Genomic DNA, 13,466 nt, shown 5'->3' with positions numbered 1-13,466 from the left:
CTCACCCCAACAGCAATTCCATCCCCGGATCGCCCTTCGCCATCGCTCGGCTGTAGCCCGGTCGCGCAGAGACGCGTTGCAGGTAGGCGCGGATATGCGGATAAGGCGTGAGGTCGTAGGGCTGGAAGTGGCGCATGGTGGTGAGGGAGAACACCGACATGATGTCTGCCGCTGTGAATTCAGCACCAGCGAGCCAGGGGGTGGCGCCGAGGCGCTGATCCATCAGGCCGAGCGCCTGGGCGAGGCGCTTCTCGCCCCATTGCCGCGTCGGGTTATCAACCGGGGCATCGAGCAATGTTGTCACCATCAGCCGCATGAAGCCGGGCTGCAGCGTGCCATTGGCGAAATGCAGCCAGTAGAGATAGTCGGCGAAATTCGGATGATCCTTGCCGAGCGCCAGGCGACCCTCGCCGTATTTCGCCAGGATGTATTCCACCACGGCGCCTGATTCCGCAAGCGTAACCGGACCATCGGTAATGACTGGTGCGCTGCCCATCGGATGCAGCGCCTTGTAATCCGGCGGCGCCAGGCGCGGCGCGCGCTGGTAGACCTTGAGGTCATAGGGAATGCCCAGTTCCTCGCAGAGCCAGACGATGCGTTCGGATTGCGACTTGCCGAGATGATGCACGGTGAGCATGGCGATTCCCTGAGTGATCGAATGGAAAATCGTAACACAAAAAATGGGACCCCGGCTCGAAAGCCCGGGGTGACGGCAGGAGGGAGTTAGGCAAAGAAAAAGCCCGGCATTGCTGCCGGGCTTTTGGTCTGTGGCACGAGATCCCCGGGTCAAGCCCGGGGATGACGCGAGATAGCATTACGCGCCCGGTTGCGGCTCCGGCTCGAGGCCCGAGGGGCCGGACTTCTTGCCGCCGCCGCGATTGGTGGTCGGCACCGCCGAGCGCGGGCCGCTGTCGCCAGAGGCCGGCTTGTTGTCGTCGGTGCGCACAATCTCCTCGCCGCGCAGCAAAGCCTTCACTTCGTCACCCGAGAGGGTTTCGTATTCGAGCAGGGCCAGCGACACCTTCTCGAGGTCGTCGCGATGCTCGGTGAGGATGCGCATGGCGCTGCCCTCGGCCTCGTCGATGATGCGGCGCACTTCTTCGTCGATCAGCTTGGCGGTGGCATCCGACACGTTCTTGCGCTGGGTGACGGAATGGCCGAGGAACACTTCTTCCTCGTTATCCGAGTAGCGCAGGCGGCCGAGCTTGTCGCTCATGCCCCATTCGGTGACCATGCGGCGGGCGAGGCCGGTGGCCTGCTGGATGTCGTTCGACGCACCGGTAGTGACATTCTCGCGGCCAAAGACAATTTCCTCGGCGATGCGGCCGCCGAACATCATGGCGAGGCGCGATTCCAGTTCCAGCTTGGAGACCGAGAGGCGATCCTTTTCCGGCAGCGACATGGTGACGCCGAGCGCACGGCCGCGCGGGATGATCGTCACCTTATGCAGCGGATCGCATTTCGGCATGAACAGCGAGACCAGGGCATGGCCGGCCTCGTGATAGGCGGTGAGGCGCTTTTCCTCGTCGCCCATCACCATCGAGCGGCGCTCGGCACCCATCATCACCTTGTCCTTGGCGGATTCGAAATCGGCCATGGTGACGACGCGCTTGTTCTTGCGTGCGGCAAGCAGGGCGGCCTCGTTCACCAGATTGGCGAGGTCGGCGCCGGAGAAGCCCGGGGTGCCGCGCGCCACGATCTTGGGGTCCACATCCGGGGCCAGCGGCACCTTGCGCATATGCACGCGCAGGATCTTCTCGCGGCCGAGGATATCCGGGTTCGGCACCACGATCTGACGGTCGAAGCGGCCCGGGCGCAGCAAAGCGGGATCGAGCACATCGGGGCGGTTGGTGGCGGCGATCAGGATCACGCCCTCATTGGCCTCGAAGCCATCCATCTCGACCAGCAACTGGTTCAGCGTCTGCTCGCGTTCGTCGTTGCCGCCGCCGAGGCCCGCGCCACGATGGCGGCCAACGGCGTCGATTTCGTCGATGAAGATGATGCAGGGCGCATTCTTCTTCGCCTGCTCGAACATGTCGCGGACGCGGCTGGCGCCGACGCCGACGAACATTTCCACGAAGTCGGAGCCCGAGATAGTGAAGAACGGCACATTGGCTTCGCCGGCGATGGCACGGGCGAGCAGGGTCTTGCCGGTGCCGGGCGGGCCGACGAGCAGGCAGCCCTTCGGGATCTTGCCGCCGAGGCGCTGGAATTTCTGCGGGTCGCGCAGGAATTCAACGATCTCTTCCAGTTCGGTCTTGGCTTCCTCGATGCCGGCGACGTCCTCGAAGGTGACGCGGCCATGGCGCTCGGTGAGCAGGCGGGCCTTGGACTTGCCAAAGCCCATCGCCTTGCCGCCACCGGACTGCATCTGGCGCATGAAGAAAATCCAGACGCCGATCAGCAGCAGCATCGGGAACCAGGAAATCAGGATCTGCACCAGGGTGGAATTTTCTTCCGGCGGCAGCGCCTGCACGCGCACGCCGCGCTCGGTCAGGCGACCGACCAGGCCGGGATCGCTGGGGGCATAGGTGGAGAAGCCGCGGCCGTCGCGGTAATGGCCTTTGATGGTGTGGCCCTGGATGGCGACATCAGTGACCTGGCCGTTCTGCACATCGTTGAGGAAATCGGAATAGGCAACCTGGCTGCCGCCCTCGCGCATGGTGGGGCCTTGGAACAGATTGAACAGCGCGACCACCAGCAGAGCGATGATCACCCAGAGCGCAAGATTGCGACCAAACATATTCACGGAGGCCTTACCCTTTCTCGACGAAGCACCAGACGGCATCTGTCCGCCCGGTCGGGCAATAGTGTAGCGGCCGGAAGCCGGCGGCACCACTGCCTCGTCCTCATTACATAAGAGCCCATGGAGCTGAAACAAGCACCTTATTTTGTGCTTCGGCTCACGAAATTATGAGCAATGGTTACAGCTTAGCCGGCATGACCCCAGGCCAGCATGACACCCGGATTGGCGCCCAGCCCCAGGCTGGGCAGGCCGATCACCCGCCGCCCTAGCAACAGCGCCGGCAGCACAGGCAGCGCCGGGGCCGGCAGGCGGCGTTCCATGAGGCCCGGAAAAGCGCCGTTTCGCTCCAATGCGCCCTCACCGAACGCGCCAAGCCGCAAGCCACGCGGCAGCTTGTGCAAAGCCAGCACGCGCCAGCGCCCATCCCAGACCTGTTCCTGCCCAACTTTCAGCGCCAGCGGCGGTGCCAGATGGCGGGCCTCGCGCAGGATCAAGAGGCGATTATCCCAAGGCAGCAGCCGGCAGCGGTGCAAAGTGTGACTGAAATCGCCACCGCGCAGTTTCGCCAGCAGGCGTTCCAGGCGTTCGAGGCGCGGCGGCAACGCCTCGCCGCCGATGCGTTTCAGCACAGTACTTAACGCCCGCAGCGCGATCTCGTCGGGGCCATGGCAGAGCATTGCTGCATCCACCCAGGCGATGCCGGCGCCATCGTCATAGGCCACGGCCTGGGCCAGCCGCTCCGCCGTGATCTGCTCCAGTGCCGCCCGCGCCCGCGCCATGTTGGCGGCCGTCTGCGCCAGATGCGCCGCTGCGTCATCACCAAGGCCGGCAAGCGCGGCACGCATGGCGGTGCGGGCATAGGCCGGATGCCGGTTGCTCGGGTCCTCGATCCAGCTTTGGCCGCGCGCCCGCAGGGTGGCGAGCAGCCGCGCTTTCGGGATGCCCAGCAATGGCCGCAGCCGCCGGATGCCGTTCACCTCCAGCGAAGGCGCCATGGCGCTGAGGCCATCGACGCCGGAACCGCGCGCGGCGCGCAGCAGCAAAGTCTCGGCCTGGTCGTCGCGATGCTGCGCCAGCAGCAGATGCGCGACACCATGGCGCCGGCACCAGGCTTCGAGCAGGGCATAGCGGGCGTCGCGCGCCGCCGCCTGGCGGTTGGCGGTGGGTTTTGTGCCGGTCCAGGGGAGGATTTCGGCGGCAATGCCGGCATCGCGCAGCCAGGCCGCCACCTGGCGCGCTTCGCTGCGCGACTCCGGCCGCAGGCCGTGATCGACGATCAGCGCGGTGAGCGCGATACCGCGCCGGGCCGCCCAGTCATGGCTCAGCAGTGTCAGGCAGAGGGAATCGGCGCCGCCGGAACAGGCAACAGCCAGCGATCCGGCATCAGCCACCAGCGGCGCCAGCAGGCGGCCGAATTCAGCCGCCGCCAGCGGTCGCGATGATGTATTAGGCGCGGCAGCCGGCCTTGGCACGTTCGCGGCCCATGGCGTCCTTCACATGCGGCGGCGCGTTGGGGAATTCCTTGGCGAGCTGGCCATAGGCGGCGCAGGCCTCCGCCGTCTTCTTCAGCGCGGTGAGCGACATGCCGAGCTTGAGCAGGCTGTCGGGCGCCTTGGCATTCTTCGGATAGCCCTGGTAGCCCTGCAGGAAGGCCGAGGCCGATTGCTCATACTGGCCGCGCACATAGTAGGTCTCGCCGAGCCAGTATTGCGCATTGCCGGCCAGCGGATCCTGGCCATGGGCGGCGATGAATTCGCGGAAAGCGGCTTCGGCATCGGCATAGTCGCTCTGCACCAGCAGCTTGTAGGCGTAGTCGTAGCGTTCCTTAGGGCTGCCGGCCGGCAGCCGGGCGCGGGCCGAGGCAGCGGGGGCCGCCGGTGCCGCGGCGGTGCGGGCCGGAGCGCCGGACTGGGCATTGCCCGGCAGCGGCCGCCCTTGCGCATCCACCGGCATGCTGCCGAGCACGCCTTCGCGGCTCGGCGCCTGATTCGGGTTCGACGACGACTGGCCGGGCGCGCCGGCCACAGCCTGGGCCGGGGCCTGGGCCTGGGCCCCACCGCCGGAAGCCGGCGCCGACGCAGCAGCCGGCGCACTGCCCGGTGCCGGTTGCGTGCGCTCCAGCGCATTGAGGCGGAAGTCGATATCCTCCACCAGCTTGTCGAGGCGGCGCTGGGTCTGGATGTTCTTGTATTCCACTTCCTCGAAGCGGCCGATCAGGTCGCGGATCTGGCCCTCGAGCTGGTCGATGCGGGAGTTCAGCCGGTTGGCGGCGCTGGTTTCGCCTTCACCGGATTCGGTCAGCGAACCGCTTGGCGCCGGCGCGGCACCCTGGGGCCCAGTCTGGGGTATGGGGCCGCCGCGATAGACCTGGCGCTGCAGCGTGCGCAGATCGGTCTCCAGCCGGTTGATGCGGTCGTAGAGCGCCTGATCACTCTGGGCATGGGCAGCCGGCGCCAAAAAGGCGGCGCTCACCAGGCCCACACTGAGGAGGCTGGAGAAAACAAGCGAAGGCAGGATGCGAAACATGGGCTCACCCCTGTATGGGCTGGCGGTATGCGGGGCGCGCCAGAGGGCGCGAATCAGCGAATAGGGTGCGCGATTTTTACGGCGAAACCAAGGCGTCTCGCCAGCCATGGAACCGGCCTGGGCGTGGATTTCCGACCCCTGCAAACGAAAACACCCGCCTGCCGCCTGAACAGGTCAGGGGCTAGGCGGGTGCAATCTCTTGAGCCACGCTCTGGCCGGCACGGAGCCGGCCAAGGCTGGATCAGCTTAGTTCGACAGAACGGTCACGCCGCGGCGGTTCTGCGCCCAGGCGGCTTCGTTCGAGCCGAGAGCGACCGGGCGCTCCTTGCCGTAGGAGATCGTGGTCACGCGGTTGGCCGGGATGCCCTGGTTGACCAGGTAGGCCTTGACCGAGTTGGCGCGACGCTCGCCGAGAGCAAGGTTGTACTCGCGGGTGCCGCGTTCGTCGGCATGACCCTCGATCACGACCTTCCACTGGCCATAGCGCTTCAGCCAGGCGGCCTGCTTGTCCAGGGTGGCCTTGCCGGCCGGCTTCACGTCGAACTTGTCATAGTCGAAGAACACGCGGTCGCCGACATTGACCTGGAAGTCCTGCACGGAGCCCGGGGCGATGGTGGTGGCGGTAGCGGCCGGAGCGGTGGCGGTGGCCGGAGCGGCGGAGGTGCCGCTGCCGCTGGTGCTGGCAGCCGGTTCCGGAGCCTTTTCGCAAGCGGCCAGGAACAGGCCCACGGCGGCAACGGCCAGGAACTTGGTGCCGAAGGTGTTGAGGCGCATAATGTTTTACCCCTCCAAGGGTTTGGTTTGGTGATCAGGTACCTGTTATTCCAACTTGCAGGCCATTGCCGTGCCTCCTTTGGAGGACAACCGACCATAACCCGCCGCCTTAAGCCTCAACCCGTTCCGTCTGCGATCCGCTCCGCCAGCGGTTTAGGTCTTGCGACTTAACCTGCGCCAGAGGAAAACGATGCCGGAACCGACGGTTCAAGCCACTGCGTCACTTTTAATCATATCCACCGCCTATACACGAATCAAGGTTGGCGGGGGCTAATCCACACTCCACGTAACGGATGCCGCATTACTGCGGCATTTCTGCAACAGTTCCACCCGATTTCAACCTATCGGATGAGGGCCGAGAGCGGCGACCAGGCCGGATCGGAGGCATCGATCGGGGTCGGAATCTCGCGTTCGTTGAAACCGGTGAGGTCGATTGAGTACAGCTTCACGCGCTGGCCCCGGCCCCGCGAATCGGAGGGGCGTTCCCGGTAAAACATCAGTACACGGCCGTTCGGCGCCCAGGTCGGGGCTTCCTGCACCATCGGCGAGGTGGTGAGGATGCGCTCGCCGGAACCATCCGGGCGCATCACGCCAATCGCAAAGGTGCCGCCGCCTTCCTTGGTGAAGGCGATCAGGTCGCCGCGCGGCGACCAGACCGGGGTGGAATAGCGGCCCTGGCCGAAGCTGATACGGCGCTGGTTGGAGCCATCGGATTCCATCACGTAAAGCTGCTTGGTGCCGCCGCGATCCGAGTTGAAGGTCACCTGGCGGCCATCGGGCGAGAAGCTCGGCGAGGTGTCGATGGCCGGATCGGAGGTCAGCCGGCTGCGCGCACGGGTGCGCAGATCCATCATGTAGATATCGGAATTGCCATCCACCGCCAGCGACATGATCACGCGGTTGCCATCGGGCGAGAAACGCGGCGCGAAGGTCATGCCGGGGAAGTCGCCAACCAGTTCCTGCTGCCCGGTATCGATGTTGAACAGATACACACGCGGGCGGTCGTTGAAATACGAGAGATAGGTGATTTCCTGCTGGCTCGGGCTGAAGCGCGGGGTCAGCACCAAGAAGCGGCCATCGGTGAGGAAGCGGTGATTCTCGCTGTCCTGGTCCATGATGGCGAGGCGCTTGACGCGCTTGTCCGGCGGACCGCTCTCGGCGACATAGACGACGCGGGTATCGAAATAGCCGTCCTCGCCGGTCACCTTCTTGTAGATCGCATCCGAGATCAGATGCGCCAGGCGGCGCCAGTTATCCGGCGTGGTGAACAGCGCCAGGCCGGTCATCTGCTGCTCGGCGGCGACATCCCACAAGCGGAATTCGCCGCGCAGCCTGCCATCGGCCTGCAGCTCAATGCGGCCCGTCACCAGCGCATCCATGTTGATCACGCGCCAATCCTGGAAGCGCGGCTGCACCCGCATCGCGGCGGGCTGCTGGATATGCGCCCTGGGATCGGCCGGGGCGAACAGGCCGGAGCGTTCCAGGTTGGCGCGGATAACGCGGGCGACATCGCTGCCAAGCTTGGTCGCCTGCGGGTTATCGGCGTCGAAATCGGAAATCGCGATCGGCACCGGGCGGATATTGCCCTTGGTGATATCGATCTCCACCCGCGCTTCGGCATTCTGGGCGGCGAACAGGAAGAGCGAGAGCAGAACCAGCAGCCTGGACACGGCGGCAGTTTCGCCTTTTAGGAATTGCATTGCGTCCTCGGATCGAAGTTCAAAATGATTTCTTGCGTGAATTTGGCGATGTCGGTGTTCGGCGGGAACTTGAACGGCACCGCCTTGAACACGGCGCGGCGCGCGGCTTCCGCCGAGGCGCGATAATTATCCTGGGTGTAGAGCTTCACTGCATCCAGCACTTCCGGCTGGGTTTTGAGCGAACCATCGGGATTGAGCTGGAACTGCACGCGCACGACATGCTCGCGGGCATCGCGGCGGCCGCAATCCAGTGCCCATTTGTCATAGATCTGGCTGGCGATGAAATCCTTCTCGGAAATCGACAGCGGCTGGCTCGGGTCGGATGGGCCGACGGCGCGCGGTGCCGGCGGCGCCGGCGTGCGCTGCGCCACCTGCGGCTGGGCCGGGGCCGGCTGTGCCGGCGCGGGCGCCGGCTTCTGCATCTTGTTCACCAGGGCGGCCACCGAACTGAAATCCGGCGCCTTGGCCTGGGTCTGCTGCGGCGGCGCCGGCGGCTTCGGCGGTTCCGGCTTGGCCACCGGCTTCGGCGGCTCGGCCTTCACTTCCGGCTTCGGCAGCGGCTCTGGCGGCGGCGGGGTCGGCTTGGCGACTTCCACCGGCTTGGGCGGCTGTGGCGGAGGGGGCGGCGGAGGTGGTGGTGGCGCGGCGGTTACCGGCTTGGGCGGCTCCGGCTTGGCCTCGGGCTTCGGCGGCTCCGGCTCCTGCTTCGGTTCCTGCTTGGCTTCCACCGGCAGCGGCTGTGGCTTCGGCACGTTGCTCTTTTCGGCAATCGGCGCCAGCTCGGCCAGGATCACCGGCGGCTCAGGAATGCGCTCGCGCTCGAAATACGGCAGGCCGAAGATTCCCACCGCGACCAGACTCGCGTGGAAAGCTGCGGAATACACATAAGAGCGACGCTGCACTGCCTTCTATCCTCTACGCTTCGCCCGGCCCTAGCGGCGCCGGGTGTTGCTGCTGCCACTGCCGCCCTGCGGCGGATTGCCGATCAGGGCGACCTTGGTGAAGCCAGCGGCATTCACCACACCCATCACTTCCAGCACCTTGCCGTAATTCACCGCCTGGTCGCCGCGCACGAAGATGCGGCGATCCAGCGCGCCATTGGCGATAGCGGTTAAACGCGGCACCAGGGCATCCAGTTCCACGCCGGTCTCCTGCAGGAACACGCCACCCTTGGAATCGATGGTGATGGTGAGCGGCTCATCCTGCCCCGGTATCGCAGAGGCCTGGGTTTTCGGCAGGTCGACCTGCACGCCGACGGTGAGCAACGGCGCCGTCACCATGAACACGATCAGCAGCACCAGCATGACGTCGACCAGCGGCGTCACATTGATGTCCGACATCGGCCGCCGCCGCATGCGGTGGCCGCGGGTATCGCCGCCGGCGAGCTGGGCGCCCATCAGGCCGCCTCCTCGTCAAGCTGACGGCTCATCAGCGCCTGGAATTCCCCGGCGAAACCCTCCAGCCGGATATTCAGCCGGCCAAGATCGTTGGAGAATTTGTTGTAAGCCATCACCGCCGGAATCGCGGCGAGCAGGCCGAGCGCGGTGGCGAACAAAGCCTCCGCGATGCCGGGCGCCACCACAGCCAGCGAGGTATTCTTGCTGGCGGCGATGGAGTGGAAGGAATTCATGATGCCCCACACGGTGCCGAACAGGCCGACGAAGGGCGCCACCGAACCGACCGAGGCGAGGAAGCCGAGATAGCGTTCCAGGCGCTCCATCTCGCGGTCGATGGAGACGCGCATGACCTGGCCGATGCGCACCTGCAGCGAGCCCAGGCCCTGCTTGCCGCGCACCAGACCGCGCTCGGTTGAGCGGCGCCATTCGCGCATGGCGGCAACGAACAGCACCGCCATCGGGTGCTGCGGGCCCATCTGCGACAGGCGGTCGTAAAGCGTATCGAGCGAACCGCCGGACCAGAAATCATGCTCGAACTGATCGGTCTCGCGCAAAGTGCGGCGGATCTTGATCAGCTTGTCGAAAATGATCGCCCAGGACCAGAAAGACGCAATCACCAGCATCAGCATCACCGACTTGACGACCCAGTCGGCCTGCCAGAACAGCGCCCACATCGACAGGTCGGCAGCAGGACCGGCGCCACCAAGGGCCGCCGCACTCACAGTTCTATCCATAACGCCTCATTCCTTTTCAGTCTGGGTACCAGAGGATTGCGAAGAATTTGTTGAAAGTGTGGCGAACAGCGCCGTAATCGCCGCCGGAATCCGCCGTGGACGGCCTTCCAGCCCCATGCAGGCCAGGGTCACCTCGGCCACCGCCAGCTTATCCCTCCCGCGCCACACCGCCTGATCCAGCACCAGGGTGGCGCCCCGGGCCGCTTTCAGGCGGGTCGCCACCAGCAGTTCGTCATGCAGCCGGGCGGGTTTGAGGTATTCGATGGCGCAGGCCCGCACGGCAAAAGCGATCTTCTGCTCCTGCAGCAACCTGTCCTGGCTCACCCCCTGGCTCAGCAGCACGTCTGACCGCCCCCGCTCCGCGAATCGGAGATAATTGGCATAATAGACGATGCCGGCGGCGTCCGTGTCCTCCCATTGCACACGCAACGGATAGAGGTGGCCCAGGGGGCGTTCCTGGGGTCTTTCCGCAACGTCAGGCATCCATATCCTCGCCATCCAGCAGACCGAGCTGCGCCGCATCCGGCCGCTTCGGCGCCGCCAGCCCGAGATGGGCGAAGGCCTGCGGGGTCAGCAGCCGGCCGCGCGGGGTGCGCTGCAGGAAGCCCTGCTGGATCAGGTAGGGCTCGATAATGTCTTCCAGCGCGTCGCGCGGCTCGGACAAGGCCGCCGCGATGGTCTCGACACCCACCGGGCCGCCGCCGAAATCGCGCGCGATCACCGAAATGTAGCGCCGGTCCATGGCATCGAGGCCGCGGCCATCGACTTCCAGCCGGGTCAGTGCCGCATCCGCCTCCTTGGCGCCGACCACCGGCGCCTTGGAAACCACGGCGAAGTCGCGCACCCGGCGCAGCAATCGGCCGGCGACGCGCGGCGTGCCGCGCGAGCGCTTGGCGATCTCATGGGCGCCGGAGGCATCGAGATTAAGATTCAGGATCCGCGCGCCCCGGCTGACAATGAATTCCAGCTCGGCGACTTCGTAGAAATTCAGCCGTAGCGGAATGCCGAACCGCTCGCGCAACGGCGTGGTCAGCAGGCCCGACCGCGTGGTGGCGCCGACCAGGGTGAACGGCGGCAGGTCGATGCGCACGCTGCGCGCCGAGGGCCCTTCGCCGATGATCAGGTCGAGCTGGAAATCCTCCATGGCGGGATAGAGGATTTCCTCCACCGCCGGGTTGAGGCGGTGGATTTCGTCGATGAACAGCACATCGCGGGCTTCGAGATTGGTCAGCAAGGCGGCCAAGTCGCCGGCCTTGGCGATCACCGGGCCGGAGGTGGCCTTGAAATTCACACCGAGTTCGCGCGCCACGATCTGCGCCATCGTGGTCTTGCCGAGGCCTGGGGGCCCATGCAGCAGCACATGGTCCAGCGCCTCGCCGCGTTCGCGGGCGGCGGCGATGAAGATGGACAGATTCTCCCGCGCCCGCGCCTGGCCGACGAAATCGCTCAAGACCTGCGGCCGCAGATGGCGGTCGAGATCGTCGCCTTCGGCGGCCTTGGACGAAATCAGACGATTAGCGTCGCTCATTTCGCCAGTTCCTTGAGGCCAAGGCGGATCAGCGACGACACATCGGCCTTGTCGCCGAGGCTGCGCGCCGCCTGCATCACGGCGCCGAAGGCGTCGGCGCGCTTATAGCCGAGATTGACCAGGGCCGAGAGCGCATCGGAGACGGCTCCCTGGCCTTCGCCCGCCGCCGGAGCGTCGGCAGCCGCTTCCGGCAGGCCGGCGGCAGCGGCGCCAAGCTCGAGGCCGCCCATCTTGTCCTTCAGTTCCGTCACCAGCCGCGCCGCCAGCTTTGGGCCAACGCCATCGCAGCGCGTCAGCATCGCCTTGTCGCCCGAGGCCAGGGCGCGGGTCAGTTCATCAGGGCTGAGCGAACCGAGAATACCGAGCGCCACCTTGGCACCGACGCCCTGCACGGTCTGCAGCAGGGTGAACCAGGCGCGTTCGGCCTGAGAGAGGAAACCGAACAGGTGGATATGGTCTTCGCGCACATGGGTTTCGATGTGAAGCTGCACGGCTTCGCCAACCTTGGGCAACCCGCGCAAAGTGCGCGCCGAGCAGAACACCTGGTAGCCGACGCCGCCGACATCGATCACCAGCGCGCCCTCGCCAACACTATCGAGCAGGCCCTTCAGCTTGGCGATCATCGCGCGGCCTGCGTTGCCAGATAAGCCGCCGTCTCGGCGGCACGAATGCGGCCCTGGGTGGCGGCGAGATGGGCATGGGCGATGGCGACAGCCAGCGCATCGGCGGCATCGGCACCCTTGACCGCCACACCGGGCAGCAGGCGCTTGACCATGGCATGCACCTGTTCCTTCTCGGCATGGCCGACGCCGACCACCGCTTTCTTGATCAGGTTAGGCGCATATTCAGCCACCGGCAGGCCGGCCTGGGCCGGCGCCAGCAGCACGATGCCGCGCGCCTGGCCGAGTTTCAGCGTGGAAGCCGGATTCTGGTTCACGAAGGTTTCTTCCACCGCCGCCGATTGCGGCTGCCATTCGGCCAGCACCTGCACCAGCGCGTCATGCAGGAAACGCAGGCGGTAGGCCAGCTCCTCATCCGGGTTGATGCGGATGGTGCCATGGGCGATGTGGCGCAGGCGGTTGCCTTCGGCCTCGATCACGCCCCAGCCGGTGGCCCGCAGGCCGGGGTCGAGGCCGATGATGCGCTGCAGCCCCGCCATTGCCGGCCTCAGGAGGCGAGCTTGCTCAGCTCGGCCTCCGAAATCTCGAAATTGGCGTAGACCTGCTGCACGTCGTCGGAATCTTCCAGCGTGTCGAGCATCTTGATCAAGGTTTCCACCTTGTCGCCGGATACCGGGGTGAGATTCTTCGGGCGCCACACGATGCGGGCCGATTTCGGCTCGCCGACCGCCTTTTCCAGCGCCTCGCGCACGGCGGCGAAATCATCCTGGCCACAGGTGACTTCATGTTCCTCGTCGTTCGACTGGCAATCCTCGGCGCCGGCCTCGATGGCGGCCTCCATCATCTTGTCGGCATTGGCGATGCTGGCCGGGAACACGATCAGGCCGACGCGGTCGAACATGAACGACACCGAATTGGTTTCGCCAAGCTGGCCGCCATTCTTCGAGAAGGCGGCGCGCACTTCGCCGGCGGTGCGGTTGCGGTTGTCGGTCAGCGCCTCGACGATCACCGCCACGCCGCCCGGGCCATAACCCTCGTAGCGCACCTCTTCGTAATTATCCTGACCATCGCCGCCGGCACCGCGCTTGATGGCACGGTCCACCGTGTCCTTGGGCATGTTGGCGGCGCGGGCAGCCTGGATCGCGGCACGCAGGCGTGGATTGGTCGCCGGGTCCGGCTGGCCCATCTTCGCCGCGGTGGTCAACTCGCGGATCAGCTTGGTGAAGACCTTCGCCTTCTTGGCATCCTGCGCACCCTTGCGGTGCATGATGTTCTTAAACTGGGAATGACCGGCCATGATCTACCTGCGCGGCAAAAACGGGGGTGAAGCTGCGGCTGCTGCGAATCGGGCATGTTTACCATATTTTCCGGTTTGCAGGCAGCCCGGTTGGGCCGTCGGATAAAGCCAGATGCGGCGAAAAGCAAGCCGCCGCTGGCCGCT

Annotated in this window: 14 protein-coding genes; all 14 read right to left on the bottom strand. The window is 65.8% G+C overall.

What is annotated here, in order from left to right:
* Position 1: 1 nt before the first annotated feature.
* The 14 genes from V6B08_RS08725 to V6B08_RS08660 all read right to left on the bottom strand — a co-directional run bounded on the left by V6B08_RS08725 (position 2) and on the right by V6B08_RS08660 (position 13,322).
* Entirely contained in the window at positions 2-637 is a 636-nt protein-coding gene (locus tag V6B08_RS08725; RefSeq protein ID WP_341979729.1) for a glutathione S-transferase family protein, read from the bottom strand.
* A gap of 177 nt (positions 638-814) precedes the next feature.
* Positions 815-2,749, bottom strand: a complete 1,935-nt coding sequence (gene ftsH / locus V6B08_RS08720; protein ID WP_341979727.1) for an ATP-dependent zinc metalloprotease FtsH — start codon at positions 2,747-2,749, stop codon at positions 815-817.
* 182 nt (positions 2,750-2,931) lie between these two features.
* Positions 2,932-4,218: a tRNA lysidine(34) synthetase TilS gene (gene tilS / locus V6B08_RS08715; RefSeq protein ID WP_341979725.1), complete on the bottom strand. Its 1,287-nt coding sequence runs from the start codon at positions 4,216-4,218 to the stop codon at positions 2,932-2,934.
* Complete coding sequence (gene ybgF, locus V6B08_RS08710) at positions 4,193-5,272, bottom strand: tol-pal system protein YbgF (protein ID WP_341979723.1); 1,080 nt, start codon at positions 5,270-5,272, stop codon at positions 4,193-4,195. Before ybgF ends, tilS begins: the two co-directional genes overlap by 26 nt.
* 246 nt (positions 5,273-5,518) lie before the next feature.
* Positions 5,519-6,046: a peptidoglycan-associated lipoprotein Pal gene (gene pal, locus V6B08_RS08705; RefSeq protein WP_341979721.1), complete on the bottom strand. Its 528-nt coding sequence runs from the start codon at positions 6,044-6,046 to the stop codon at positions 5,519-5,521.
* Positions 6,047-6,387: 341 nt separating this feature from the next.
* Positions 6,388-7,746, bottom strand: coding sequence for a Tol-Pal system beta propeller repeat protein TolB (gene tolB / locus V6B08_RS08700; protein WP_341979719.1), 1,359 nt, complete (start codon positions 7,744-7,746; stop codon positions 6,388-6,390).
* Positions 7,734-8,648, bottom strand: coding sequence for a cell envelope integrity protein TolA (gene tolA, locus V6B08_RS08695; protein WP_341979717.1), 915 nt, complete (start codon positions 8,646-8,648; stop codon positions 7,734-7,736). Before tolA ends, tolB begins: the two co-directional genes overlap by 13 nt.
* A gap of 30 nt (positions 8,649-8,678) precedes the next feature.
* Positions 8,679-9,143 (bottom strand): protein TolR, encoded by a 465-nt coding sequence (tolR, locus tag V6B08_RS08690; RefSeq protein WP_341979715.1) that lies wholly within the window; start codon positions 9,141-9,143, stop codon positions 8,679-8,681.
* A complete protein-coding gene (tolQ, locus tag V6B08_RS08685) occupies positions 9,143-9,877 on the bottom strand; it encodes a protein TolQ (RefSeq protein ID WP_341979713.1) in 735 nt (244 codons plus the stop codon). The genes tolR and tolQ overlap by 1 nt, the downstream gene beginning before the upstream one ends.
* Before the next feature lie 6 nt (positions 9,878-9,883).
* Positions 9,884-10,360, bottom strand: coding sequence for a YbgC/FadM family acyl-CoA thioesterase (locus V6B08_RS08680; RefSeq protein ID WP_341979711.1), 477 nt, complete (start codon positions 10,358-10,360; stop codon positions 9,884-9,886).
* Positions 10,353-11,405, bottom strand: a complete 1,053-nt coding sequence (ruvB, locus tag V6B08_RS08675; protein WP_341979709.1) for a Holliday junction branch migration DNA helicase RuvB — start codon at positions 11,403-11,405, stop codon at positions 10,353-10,355. Before ruvB ends, V6B08_RS08680 begins: the two co-directional genes overlap by 8 nt.
* A complete protein-coding gene (ruvA, locus tag V6B08_RS08670) occupies positions 11,402-12,028 on the bottom strand; it encodes a Holliday junction branch migration protein RuvA (protein ID WP_341979707.1) in 627 nt (208 codons plus the stop codon). Before ruvA ends, ruvB begins: the two co-directional genes overlap by 4 nt.
* Positions 12,025-12,564, bottom strand: coding sequence for a crossover junction endodeoxyribonuclease RuvC (gene ruvC, locus V6B08_RS08665; protein WP_341979706.1), 540 nt, complete (start codon positions 12,562-12,564; stop codon positions 12,025-12,027). Before ruvC ends, ruvA begins: the two co-directional genes overlap by 4 nt.
* A gap of 8 nt (positions 12,565-12,572) precedes the next feature.
* The gene (locus V6B08_RS08660) at positions 12,573-13,322 is read right to left on the bottom strand and encodes a YebC/PmpR family DNA-binding transcriptional regulator (protein WP_341979704.1); all 750 of its coding nucleotides are present in this window, start codon (positions 13,320-13,322) and stop codon (positions 12,573-12,575) included.
* Positions 13,323-13,466: the final 144 nt, after the last annotated feature.

The sequence above is a fragment of the Ferrovibrio sp. MS7 genome (assembly GCF_038404985.1).
GTDB classification, from domain to species: Bacteria; Pseudomonadota; Alphaproteobacteria; order Ferrovibrionales; family Ferrovibrionaceae; genus Ferrovibrio; species Ferrovibrio plantarum.
This window is presented reverse-complemented; position numbering and strand designations above follow the sequence as displayed.